Origin of the sequence: Simplicispira metamorpha, from assembly GCF_004341365.1 — a bacterium.
Lineage (GTDB): Bacteria > Pseudomonadota > Gammaproteobacteria > Burkholderiales > Burkholderiaceae_C > Simplicispira > Simplicispira metamorpha.
Genome location: NZ_SLXH01000039.1, coordinates 18,844 through 28,286, shown reverse-complemented (window position 1 = coordinate 28,286; position 9,443 = coordinate 18,844). Strand labels below are relative to the sequence as shown.

Genomic DNA, 9,443 nt, shown 5'->3' with positions numbered 1-9,443 from the left:
CCGCAGGACTGAGCTTTCTCATGTCGGTCAGTTTCATCAAGACAACATCCGGGTAATCAGAAATATTTCAAGTCGTTTTGTTTCTAATTAATAAAGGTCGGCTTTCCAAAGTGCTGACCGTCACCTTGGGGTCGTTTGCCGCCACGTCTCAGAATTTCCTCCCAGCAAACCAGCTCTTTGGGCTCGCCATCCGCAGGCCCCCCTCCGTGCAGCGCCACGGTTCCCACAGCCAGCATCCAGCCGATGCCCGCTATTCAAAGGTGTTTTAGGCCCCCAAGCCTTGCGCAGCAAGCGCTAGCAGCTATTTAACTGATAGCGTTTTCGGCTCAAAATCGCAGTGCGGGGCGGCCACGCATTCCCAGCAGCGTGGTTTGCGCGCCTGGCAGACGTAGCGGCCCAGCAAAATCAGCCAGTGGTGGGCGTCCACGGCGTACTGGGTGGGCACGCGCTGCAACAGCTGCTTTTCTACGGCCAGCGGCGTTTTGCCCGGCGCCAGGCCGGTGCGGTTGCTGACGCGGAACAGGTGCGTGTCCACCGCCATGGTGGGCTGGCCAAAGGCCACGTTCAGCACCACGTTGGCGGTTTTGCGGCCCACGCCGGGCAGTTGCTCCAGCGCCTCGCGCGTGCGGGGCACCACGCCGCCATGCTGCTCCACCAGGATGTGGCAGGTGGCCATGAGGTGCCGGGCCTTGCTGCGGTACAGCCCTATCGTTTTGATGTAGCCCTCCAGCCGCTCTGGCCCCAGGTCGATGATGGCCTGCGGTGTGTTGGCCACCAGAAACAATCTGCGCGTGGCCTTGTTCACGCCCACATCGGTGGCCTGGGCCGACAGCAGCACGGCGGTGAGCAGCTCGAACACGCTGGTGTATTCCAGTTCGGTCTGGGGCTGGGGGTTGGCCGCCTGGAGGGCGGCAAAAAAGGCGTGGATTTGCGCAGGTGTCATAGGGCAAAAGGAAGCGGGGGCAGGGTGGGTGGTGCTGCGGTATATGGCGGTGCTTGGACACCATTGTCCCGCAGCACCGCCCTGGCCCTGCCCCCGCTGATACCGGGGCGCGCTGGTGCGGTGCGCTGTGTGTCAGCGCGGCTCTGCGGGCACTTCGTAAGAGTATTCGCGCAGCAGCCCGCCGCCTTCCACGCTGCCCTGCGCGGGTTGTTGCAGGCGTTCTACGCAGGCGCGGTGCTCGGGCCGGGTTTTGAACACGTCGCAGCGGGCGAGGGCGTTGCGTTCGTATTCGGTCATGGTGTGGGGGCGGTCGTTGACCATGCGGCCCACGTTGGCGGGTTCGCCGCCGTAGGCGCCCTGGCGCTGGTCACGGCAGTCTTGCATGCACGATTCCCGGGCCTGGCGTGGCCCGGCGCGGTGGTGGCGCGGGTGGTGGTGGCCGTCGCCCCGGTAGTGCTTGCGCGGCATGCGCTGGGCGGCGGGCGGTGGCATGGGGGCGGCGGTGGTGGTGTCGGTGCTGGCCGCGGTGGGGGCGCTGGCCGGTGGCGGCATTTGCGCCGTGGCCGGGAGCATCAGGAAGGCGGCAGAGGCGATCACGCCCGCTTGCAGGGGGCGCAAAAGGCTTTGGAAATTCAGGCGCTGAAAATGCATGGTGGTTCTTTCGGTCAAAGTGGGTGGTGCAGCCGCCAGCATGCCCGCGCCCGGGCCGCTGGCGCGTCGGCGCCGGGCGCCAGCCGGTGCAGGACGGCGCCGACACAGCGCAGCGCCCGGTGTGCGCCGCCGGGCTGTCAAAATTGCCCTTTCTTACCTGCCTTTGAGAAAGCCCCGCCCATGCAATTTGCCGACCGCCTGAACAATGTCGAAACCTCTGCCATCCGCGAACTCTTCAAACTGCTGGGCAAGCCCGGCATCATCAGCTTTGCCGGGGGTTTTCCAGACAGCGCCATGTTTGACGTGGACGGCATCCGCGCCGCCACTGAGCGCGCACTGACCGAGGAGCCCGGCGCCGCCCTGCAATACGGCGCCACCGAGGGCTACCAGCCCCTGCGCGAGCAGCTCAGCGCCTTCATGGCCAGCAAGGGCGCGCAGGGCGTGGCACCCGAGCAGCTCATCGTCACCACCGGCAGCCAGCAGGCGCTGGATTTGCTGGGCAAAACCATGATCGGCCCCGGCGACAAGGTGATTGTGGAAGGCCCGACGTTTCTGGCCACCATCCAGTGCTTTCGGCTGTATGGCGCCGAGGTCATCAGCGCGCCCATCGATGGCGATGGCGTGCAGGTGGATGCGCTCGAAAAGCTCATCGCCGAGCACCGCCCCAAGCTGGTGTATTTGATTCCCACCTTTGGTAACCCCAGCGGCGCCACCCTGAGCCTGGCGCGGCGCAAAAAGGTGCTGGAGCTGGCCGTCAAATACCAGACGCTGCTGGTCGAAGACGACCCCTACGGCGACCTGTACTTTGGCGAGGCGCCACCGCCCAGCCTGCTGGCCTTGTCGCACGAGGTGCCCGGCAGCCGCGACTGGCTGGCGCACTGCGGCAGCTTGAGCAAGGTGCTCAGCCCCGGCCTGCGCGTGGGCTGGCTGATTGCCCCGCCCGAGCTGCTGGCCAAGGCGGTGATGTGCAAGCAGTTCAGCGACGCGCACACCAGCACCTTTGCCCAGGCCACGGCGGCGCAGTACCTCAAGGCGGGCCGCATGCCCGCCACGCTGGCCAACGTGCGCGCGGTGTACGCCGAGCGCGCCCAGGCGCTGTGCGATGCGCTGCGCCAGGAGCTGGGCGACGCCGTGGAGTTTGTGCAGCCCCAGGGTGGCCTGTTTGTCTGGCTGCGCTTGACGGGCGCCGGTGGCAAGCAGCAGGACGCCACCGCGCTGGCCAAGGCCGCGATTGAAAAAGGCGTGGCCTTTGTGCCCGGCACGCCGTTCTTTGCGCAAAACCCCGACCCCGCCACGTTGCGCCTGTCGTTTGCCACCGCCGACGTGGCCAAAATCCGCGAAGGCGTGGCGCGGCTGGCGCAGGCGCTGTAGGCCGCTGCTGGCGCTATTTGCTATTTAATCAATAGCTGGTAGCGCCCACTGCACAAGGGCTGGAGGCCGATTTGGCTTGATTTTTCGGTGTGGCGTCTTCCCCGCTGTAGGCCATGCCCATGCCCGGCAGCGGCAGGCTGTTACAGCCCCAGCGCCTGGAACACGCGCACCGCCGCCCAGGCGTCGTTGGCCGCGTAAAGCAGCTGCGATTCGGTCAGCTGCGGGTTGGCCCAGTTGGAGGTGGCGGCTTTTTTGGATTTGAGAAAGCGCCGGTTGAACAGCACGGCCACCGCGCCCTTCACGCCCATGTCCTTGCGGTAGCCGCGCTGGCGGAATACGGCGTTCAGCTCCAGCACGCCAGCGGGTTCCACGCCCAGCTTGGCGCTGATGCGTTTGCGGTCATCGCCCAGGCCAAAACCGGCCTTGGTCACGCCGGCGCGTGCCAGCAGGTCAGCGACCAGCGCGCGGCAATCGCGGTCGTGCAGCTGGAACACCCAGGCGCGCTCGGGCGTGGCCAGTTGCACGATGTGCGGGCCTTCGGAGGCTTCGTTTTTGGCAAAGGTGGGTTTGGATTCGGTATCAAACCCCCACACCGGCGCTGCGGCCAGCGCGGTGCAGGCGTGTTCGGCCTGCTGGGGGGTGCTGACCAGGGTGATGTGCTCCAGGCCAAGGCGTTCAAAGGGTTCAAGCAGCGCAATCTGCTCTTTGCTGGGGGTGGGGTGGGTGGTGTGCATGCAAAAGTCCTGCGCCAGGATAACGCCGTATCATCCACGCCCCCATAGCACGTCCATCCAGGGCGATTTTTTTACCGCCACTGAAGGACTTTCATGCGCAAAACATTCCCGCTCCACATCGAAGGCAAGCACCCCGACCGCCTGCTTGATGCCACCAAACATGACATCCGCAAATACCTCAAGCGCGAGCGCAGCCGCGCCCTGCCCGAGGGCGCCGATTACTGGGACTTTGACTGCCTGCTGGGCCTGACCAAAGAAGAGGCCGTGCCGGTGCGCGTGGGTGAGCTGATCGCCCAGGTCGATGCCCTGGCCAAGGCGGGCGCGGCGCAGTTTTATGTGCAAATTCTGGCCTGCCCCGGCCAGCGCAAAACGCCGCCACCCAAAGACGGCGAGGTGATCGAGCCTCCCACCGCCGCGCCTTACGTGGGCGATTGAGGCCCGCCGTCGGCAGCGGTGTTGGCCGCTGCCGCTGCTGCGGCCTGCGCGGCCCGCAGCTTGTCTTTTTTGCTGGGGCGCAGCCCTTTCACGCCGCCGTTGCTGCTGCCCGGCTGCGCGGGCGGTGCCACTTCCAGCGGCTCAAAACCGGCGATGTGCTCCAGCGGCAGGCTCAGGTGCTGGCGCTTTTCTATCAGGTGCCAGTGCGCCTGGCTGGCGGGCGTGACCAAGGTCACGGCCAGGCCGCTTTCGCCCGCGCGGCCCGTGCGACCAATGCGGTGAACGTAGTCCACCGCTGAGCGCGGCAGGTCGTAGTTGACCACCACGGGCAGTTGCGCAATGTCGATGCCGCGCGCAGCCAAGTCGGTAGTGACCACCACCTGCCAGCGCTCGGCTTTGAACTCGTCGAGCACCTGCGTGCGTGCGCCCTGGCTCAAATCGCCGTGGAAGGGCGTGGCAAACACCTTGGCACGGTAGAGCTTTTCTGCGACATGTTCAGCGGCGTATTTGGTGGCAACGAACACCAGCACGCGCTCCCAGCCCTCGTCTTTGATGAGTTTCAGCAGCAGCTGCGTGCGGCGTTTGTCGTCCACAGCGATGGCGCGCTGCAAGATGGTGGCGCCGCTGCCTTCTTCGGCGCCCTCGCTGGGCGCCACTTCGATGCGCACGGGTTCGTGCAGCAGGCTTTGCGCCAGCGCCTGCACGCTTTCCGGAAACGTGGCCGAGAAGAACAGGTTTTGCCGCTGCGCGGGCAGCAGCGCCAGCACACGGTTCAGTTCGTCGGCAAAGCCCAGGTCGAGCAGGCGGTCGGCCTCGTCCAGCACCAGCAGTTGCACGGCAGAGAGCTTGAGGGCGTTGTGCGCCACCAAGTCCAGCAGGCGCCCGGGCGTGGCCACCACCATATCGGCACCGCCGCGCAGGGCCAGCATTTGCGGGTTGATAGAGACACCGCCAAACACCACTGCCACTTTGGGCGGCTGCGCTAGGTGCTGGCCCAGGCTGCGCAGCACCTCGCCCACCTGGGCAGCCAGCTCGCGCGTGGGCACCACGATCAGGGTGTGGGCGCGGCGCGCGCCGCCGGTGCGCGGCGCCAGCATCAGCGTTTGGTGCTGTTGCAGTGCGGGCAGGGCAAAAGCGGCGGTTTTGCCCGAGCCGGTCTGGGCGCTGGCCCAGACATCGGCGCCGCGCACAATGGCCGCAATGGCCTGCGTTTGCACGGGGGTGGGCGTGGTAAAGCCCAGTTCGCTGGCGGCGCGGCACAGGGCCGGAGAAAGACCAAGGGAGGCAAAAGGCATGGTGTGGCAGAAAAATGTCAGCGGGCGATTGTGCGCCACCGCCGTGGGCACGCTGCCCCGATAATCCACACCCCGGCCTGTGCCAAGTGCCCCATCCAGCGCGATACCCCGTCCCGTATGCCTTTGTCCATCGACTCCTCCAGCATCACCCACAGCATCCAGTTGTCTGTGGCGCCGGTGTTTTTGCTCACGGCGGTGGCCGGCATGATCGGCGCGGTGGCCGGGCGGCTGGCGCGCATCATTGACCGCGCCCGGGTGGTGGAAGAGCGCGTGCGCCACCAGGACGACCCCGAATCGCTGGAGCACGCCGTGCTGGAGCTGGGCTACCTGCGCACCCGGGGGCGCATGGCCAATGGCTGCATCGGCCTGCTGACGCTGTGCGGTTTTCTGATCGGGCTGACCATCGTGCTGCTGTTTCTGGGCGAAACCACCAATTTGCGCGGCCACACCTGGGCACTGGGCAGCTTTCTGACGGGCGTGGTGTCGTTTTTGCTGGCGCTGGTGCTGTTTTTTGTCGAAACCGTGATGGCCACCCGCCTGCTCAATTTCCACATGCTGCGCACACCGCCTGCGCTGCCTGTGCCGCCCGCCCGGCGCTGAGGCGGTCTGCCCATACACACAACCGGAGGAGTTTTCATGAGAGGCAACGTTGCAGCCATCGTGCTGGTACTGGTGGGGCTGTTCTTTTTGCTGAACAACCTCGGGCTCATCGACATCAGCCTGTGGGAGTTGGTCAGGGTCTGGTGGCCGCTGGTGCTGATTGGCGTGGGCCTGACGCTGTTTTTTGCCCCCGACTCGGGGCGGCGCAAATGAAGGGGCTGTCCAGTCTGGGCGGCCTGGTCTATTCCACCGACCACGGTCGCATGTGCCCCGACTGCCGCCAGCCGCAGGCGCAGTGCGTGTGCAAGGCCGCTGCCGCGCCCGTGGGCGATGGCATCGTGCGTGTCTCGCGCCAGACCAAGGGGCGCGGTGGCAAGGCTGTGACGGTGGTCACGGGCTTGCTGTTGGGGGGTGAAGCGCTGGCCCAGGTGGGCAAGCAGCTCAAGGCGGCCTGCGGCAGCGGCGGTACCGTCAAGGACGGCACCATCGAAGTGCAGGGCGACCACGTAGAGCGCGTGATCGAGGCCCTGAAAAAATCCGGCCACACCGTCAAACGCGCAGGCGGCTGATGGACGCGGCCCAGCTCCAGCGCCTGATTACGGTGCGCATGCCCTACGGCAAATACCAGGGGCGCCTGATTGCCGACCTGCCGGGCAGCTACCTGCATTGGTTTGCCCGCCAAGGCTTTCCGCACGGCGACATCGGGCGCCTGCTGGCGCTGATGTACGAGATTGACCACAACGCCCTGTCCGATTTGTTGCAGCCTTTGCGCGCTGGCGCCGGATTGCCCCCGCGCGCGCAAGAGCCCTGAATACGTTTTGAGACGCTCTGGCAGTTGATGCGCCAGGGGCGATGGCTGGATACTGGGCCTTGTCCGTCAGTAACCGGGGCCATGCCATGCACGTTGAGCACACACTGTATGAGGTGTTGGAGGTCAGCCCGCGCGCCCGTGCGCAGGTCATCAAGGCCGCTTACCGCTGTCTGGTGCAGCATTGCCACCCGGACAAACACCAGGGCACCGAACATGCCAATGACCGTCTGGCCCAGATCAACCGGGCCTATGCCATCTTGTCAGACCCGGTCGCGCGCCTGGACTACGACCGCAAATCCGGCCTGCACGGCCACACCCATGAGCGCCGTGGTGCGCGCGCGCCAGCCAGTGCGGCCAGCGCGTTTGCTGCGGCGCCGGGGCAGGCGCGGCCCTTCGGGTTTCGCCCCTTGTAGCTTCCTGTGGGTTCGCATGCGCCTGGGGCGGGCCAACAAAAAAGCGCTGCCAGAGGCAGCGCTTTTGCGTGGGGCGGTGTGCCTGCTCAGAACGCGGGAACCACGGCGCCTTTGTATTTGTCCTGGATGAACTTCTTCACCTCGGGCGTGTGCAGCGCCTTGATCAGCTTCTGGATCACCGGGTCGTTGGCGCGGTCGGCGCGGGCGGCCACGATGTTGGTGTAGGGCGAATCGGCGCCTTCAATGAACAGCGCATCCTTGGTGGGGTTGAGCTTGGCTTCGATGGCGTAGTTGGTGTTGATCAAGGCCATGTCCACATCGGCCAGGGCGCGCGGCAGCAAGGGCGCTTCCAGCTCTTTGAACTTGAGCTTTTTCGGGTTTTTCACCACGTCCAGCGGCGTGGGGGTGAGGCTCTTGGGGTCTTTGAGTTCGATCAGCCCCTGGCTGGCCAGCAGCAGCAGGGCGCGGCCCCCGTTGGAGGGGTCGTTGGGGATGGCCACGGTAGCGCCATCTTTCAGGTCTTTCACGTTCTTGATCTTCTGGCTGTAGGCGCCAAAGGGTTCGACGTGGATCTTGCCGCCGGGCACCATCACCAGGCTGCTTTTGCGGTCTTTGTTGTAGCTGTCCAGGTAGGGCTGGTGCTGAAAGAAGTTGGCATCGAGCTGCTTGTCTTCGACGGCGGCGTTGGGCTGCACGTAGTCGCTGAACTCGCGCACTTGCAAGTCCACGCCCTGGGCTTTGAGCTGGGGTTTGACGAAGTTGAGCAGTTCAGCGTGGGGCACGGCAGTGGCGGCCACTTTGAGCACGTCGGCAGCATGGGCGCTGAGAGCGAGGGTGGCGATGGCCAGGGCGGAGAGGGTTTTTTTCAGCATGGGTAGGGTGGGGCAGTAACAGGGTGGGGCAAGGTGCAGGCCTGCGGCTTACTTGGCCACAGCGGCAGCGGCGCGGGCGGCTTCGGCTTTTTGCTTGGCTTCATCGGCCTTTTTTTGCAGTTCCTGGGCTTCTTTTTCAGCGGCCAGGGCTTTGGCTTCTTCCTCTTTGGCTTTGGCTTCTTTGTCGGGGGCCATGGCGCCGGCCAGGGCGTTGCCAGCCAGTGAACCGGCCACAGCACCCACGGCGGCTGCGCCCAAGGTGCCCATCATTCCCGAACCACCGGGGGCGGCGGCTGCGGCGGGTGCTGGCGCTGCCGCAGGGGTGGCAGCGACTGGTGCAGCGGCTGCTGCGGGTGTGGCTGGTGTTGCGGGCGTAGCAGGGGCTGCCCGGTTGGCGGTGGGGGCCACGGGGGTGGCAGGCGCTGCCGGGGCTTTGCCGATGCGTGCGGGCGCCACCGATTTGCCAAAGCGCTTGGCGTGCGCCAGCGAGGGCACGGCCAGCGAGGCAATGGTCAGGGCAATCACGCCAGCGGTGGTGCGAAAAGAAATGTTCACAAGGTTTTCCTAGGTCAAGAGGGATCAGGAGAGGGAACTGTGCAGCCGCCCAGCGTTGCAATAGCGCAAAACCCGCAGCGGCGGGAATGGGACACACATGGGGGCAGGCGTCCGTTTTCCAAGCGCTGCGCGGGGTAATGGGGTGCCCGGCGCGGTGATTTTAGGAGGTGTTTTTGGCTTCTGGCCCAATACCACTGCGCGCTATAAGCTATTAAATCAGAAGCGTTTGTGTGCTGGTGCCACCGGGTGTTGTCTGACGGTGCCACGGTCTTTGGGCCCACACCGGCGCCGGGGTGCGGGGGTTACAACAGGGTTGCAGCGAGCGTCCCGCCCGTCTGCACGTTAACTCCCCAAGGAGCGCACATGAACTCATCTCCCCCCGAACCGAAAGAAGCCAAACTGGTAGACCCCGACCTTGTCGAGCAGGCCGTTGTGGGCCACGGGGTTCCGTCGCAGGACCCGGCCGATGCTGCGCAATTTGCCCTTGAACCGGGCGAAGCCGAGCGGGAATCAAAATCCGCCCTGATGGGCGGCGGCGCTGTGGCTGGCATGGCAGCGGGCGCCGTTGTGGGTGCTGTGGTTGCCGGGCCGCTGGGCGTGCTGGTGGGCGGCACGCTTGGCTCTGTGGCGGGTGCGCTGGGCGGCAGTGCCGCTGGCGAAATGGTGCATCCAGACAGCGCAGATGCGGCTGACGATCTGCCTCAGGATGCCAAAGACGCCGACGACACCACCCCGCCGCGCTGAAGCCCGCTTGCAGTGCTTG

Annotated in this window: 14 protein-coding genes; 8 read left to right on the top strand and 6 right to left on the bottom strand. The window is 65.7% G+C overall.

Annotated elements, in window-relative coordinates; genetic code table 11:
- Nucleotides 1-301 precede the first annotated feature (301 nt).
- Together nth and EV674_RS16170 are read right to left on the bottom strand one after the other, a co-directional pair.
- On the bottom strand, nt 302-943 hold the full coding sequence (gene nth / locus EV674_RS16175) for an endonuclease III (protein ID WP_119014626.1): 642 nt from the start codon (nt 941-943) through the stop codon (nt 302-304).
- Between the two features lie 132 nt (nt 944-1,075).
- Nucleotides 1,076-1,594, bottom strand: coding sequence for a hypothetical protein (locus EV674_RS16170; protein WP_119014625.1), 519 nt, complete (start codon nt 1,592-1,594; stop codon nt 1,076-1,078).
- 180 nt (nt 1,595-1,774) lie between these two features.
- Between EV674_RS16170 and EV674_RS16165 the strand changes: the two genes are divergently transcribed.
- Nucleotides 1,775-2,965, top strand: coding sequence for an aminotransferase-like domain-containing protein (locus tag EV674_RS16165; RefSeq protein WP_119014624.1), 1,191 nt, complete (start codon nt 1,775-1,777; stop codon nt 2,963-2,965).
- 140 nt (nt 2,966-3,105) lie between these two features.
- On the opposite strand, the gene EV674_RS16160 is transcribed toward EV674_RS16165, so the two are convergent.
- The gene (locus EV674_RS16160; RefSeq protein WP_119014623.1) at nt 3,106-3,699 is read right to left on the bottom strand and encodes a 3'-5' exonuclease; all 594 of its coding nucleotides are present in this window, start codon (nt 3,697-3,699) and stop codon (nt 3,106-3,108) included.
- 93 nt (nt 3,700-3,792) lie between these two features.
- Here EV674_RS16160 and EV674_RS16155 point away from each other — a divergent pair, with 93 nt between their 5' ends.
- Entirely contained in the window at nt 3,793-4,134 is a 342-nt protein-coding gene (locus EV674_RS16155) for a DUF6172 family protein (protein ID WP_241525027.1), read from the top strand.
- Here EV674_RS16155 and EV674_RS16150 read toward each other — a convergent pair.
- The gene (locus tag EV674_RS16150) at nt 4,119-5,429 is read right to left on the bottom strand and encodes a DEAD/DEAH box helicase (RefSeq protein WP_119014622.1); all 1,311 of its coding nucleotides are present in this window, start codon (nt 5,427-5,429) and stop codon (nt 4,119-4,121) included. The two genes, EV674_RS16155 and EV674_RS16150, sit on opposite strands and share 16 nt — an antisense overlap.
- Nucleotides 5,430-5,546: 117 nt before the next feature.
- Between EV674_RS16150 and EV674_RS16145 the strand changes: the two genes are divergently transcribed.
- The 5 genes from EV674_RS16145 to EV674_RS16125 all read left to right on the top strand — a co-directional run bounded on the left by EV674_RS16145 (nt 5,547) and on the right by EV674_RS16125 (nt 7,253).
- Entirely contained in the window at nt 5,547-6,029 is a 483-nt protein-coding gene (locus tag EV674_RS16145; protein WP_119014621.1) for a DUF2721 domain-containing protein, read from the top strand.
- Nucleotides 6,030-6,065: 36 nt separating this feature from the next.
- On the top strand, nt 6,066-6,242 hold the full coding sequence (locus EV674_RS16140) for a YtxH domain-containing protein (protein ID WP_119014620.1): 177 nt from the start codon (nt 6,066-6,068) through the stop codon (nt 6,240-6,242).
- A complete protein-coding gene (locus EV674_RS16135) occupies nt 6,239-6,598 on the top strand; it encodes a translation initiation factor Sui1 (RefSeq protein WP_119014619.1) in 360 nt (119 codons plus the stop codon). Before EV674_RS16140 ends, EV674_RS16135 begins: the two co-directional genes overlap by 4 nt.
- A complete protein-coding gene (locus EV674_RS16130) occupies nt 6,598-6,840 on the top strand; it encodes a DUF3820 family protein (protein WP_119014618.1) in 243 nt (80 codons plus the stop codon). The genes EV674_RS16135 and EV674_RS16130 overlap by 1 nt, the downstream gene beginning before the upstream one ends.
- 86 nt (nt 6,841-6,926) lie before the next feature.
- Nucleotides 6,927-7,253 carry a J domain-containing protein gene (locus tag EV674_RS16125; protein ID WP_157983720.1) on the top strand — a complete coding sequence of 109 codons (327 nt, stop codon included), beginning with the start codon at nt 6,927-6,929 and terminating at the stop codon, nt 7,251-7,253.
- Between the two features lie 86 nt (nt 7,254-7,339).
- Here the strand turns inward: EV674_RS16125 and EV674_RS16120 are convergent, their stop codons facing one another.
- Nucleotides 7,340-8,125 carry a MetQ/NlpA family ABC transporter substrate-binding protein gene (locus EV674_RS16120; RefSeq protein ID WP_119014616.1) on the bottom strand — a complete coding sequence of 262 codons (786 nt, stop codon included), beginning with the start codon at nt 8,123-8,125 and terminating at the stop codon, nt 7,340-7,342.
- Between the two features lie 48 nt (nt 8,126-8,173).
- Nucleotides 8,174-8,680: an ABC transporter substrate-binding protein gene (locus tag EV674_RS16115; RefSeq protein WP_119014615.1), complete on the bottom strand. Its 507-nt coding sequence runs from the start codon at nt 8,678-8,680 to the stop codon at nt 8,174-8,176.
- A 363-nt stretch (nt 8,681-9,043) separates the two neighbouring features.
- Between EV674_RS16115 and EV674_RS16110 the strand changes: the two genes are divergently transcribed.
- Nucleotides 9,044-9,424 (top strand): hypothetical protein, encoded by a 381-nt coding sequence (locus tag EV674_RS16110; protein ID WP_119014614.1) that lies wholly within the window; start codon nt 9,044-9,046, stop codon nt 9,422-9,424.
- The last annotated feature ends 19 nt before the right edge of the window (nt 9,425-9,443 follow it).

Bases quoted from the DNA above. Each gene is read 5' to 3' on its own strand.
- nth (WP_119014626.1), bottom strand. From the start codon at position 943: ATGACACCTGCGCAAATCCACGCCTTTTTTGCCGCCCTCCAGGCGGCC.
- EV674_RS16170 (WP_119014625.1), bottom strand. From the start codon at position 1,594: ATGCATTTTCAGCGCCTGAATTTCCAAAGCCTTTTGCGCCCCCTGCAA.
- EV674_RS16165 (WP_119014624.1), top strand. From the start codon at position 1,775: ATGCAATTTGCCGACCGCCTGAACAATGTCGAAACCTCTGCCATCCGC.
- EV674_RS16160 (WP_119014623.1), bottom strand. From the start codon at position 3,699: ATGCACACCACCCACCCCACCCCCAGCAAAGAGCAGATTGCGCTGCTT.
- EV674_RS16155 (WP_241525027.1), top strand. From the start codon at position 3,793: ATGCGCAAAACATTCCCGCTCCACATCGAAGGCAAGCACCCCGACCGC.
- EV674_RS16150 (WP_119014622.1), bottom strand. From the start codon at position 5,429: ATGCCTTTTGCCTCCCTTGGTCTTTCTCCGGCCCTGTGCCGCGCCGCC.
- EV674_RS16145 (WP_119014621.1), top strand. From the start codon at position 5,547: ATGCCTTTGTCCATCGACTCCTCCAGCATCACCCACAGCATCCAGTTG.
- EV674_RS16140 (WP_119014620.1), top strand. From the start codon at position 6,066: ATGAGAGGCAACGTTGCAGCCATCGTGCTGGTACTGGTGGGGCTGTTC.
- EV674_RS16135 (WP_119014619.1), top strand. From the start codon at position 6,239: ATGAAGGGGCTGTCCAGTCTGGGCGGCCTGGTCTATTCCACCGACCAC.
- EV674_RS16130 (WP_119014618.1), top strand. From the start codon at position 6,598: ATGGACGCGGCCCAGCTCCAGCGCCTGATTACGGTGCGCATGCCCTAC.
- EV674_RS16125 (WP_157983720.1), top strand. From the start codon at position 6,927: ATGCACGTTGAGCACACACTGTATGAGGTGTTGGAGGTCAGCCCGCGC.
- EV674_RS16120 (WP_119014616.1), bottom strand. From the start codon at position 8,125: ATGCTGAAAAAAACCCTCTCCGCCCTGGCCATCGCCACCCTCGCTCTC.
- EV674_RS16110 (WP_119014614.1), top strand. From the start codon at position 9,044: ATGAACTCATCTCCCCCCGAACCGAAAGAAGCCAAACTGGTAGACCCC.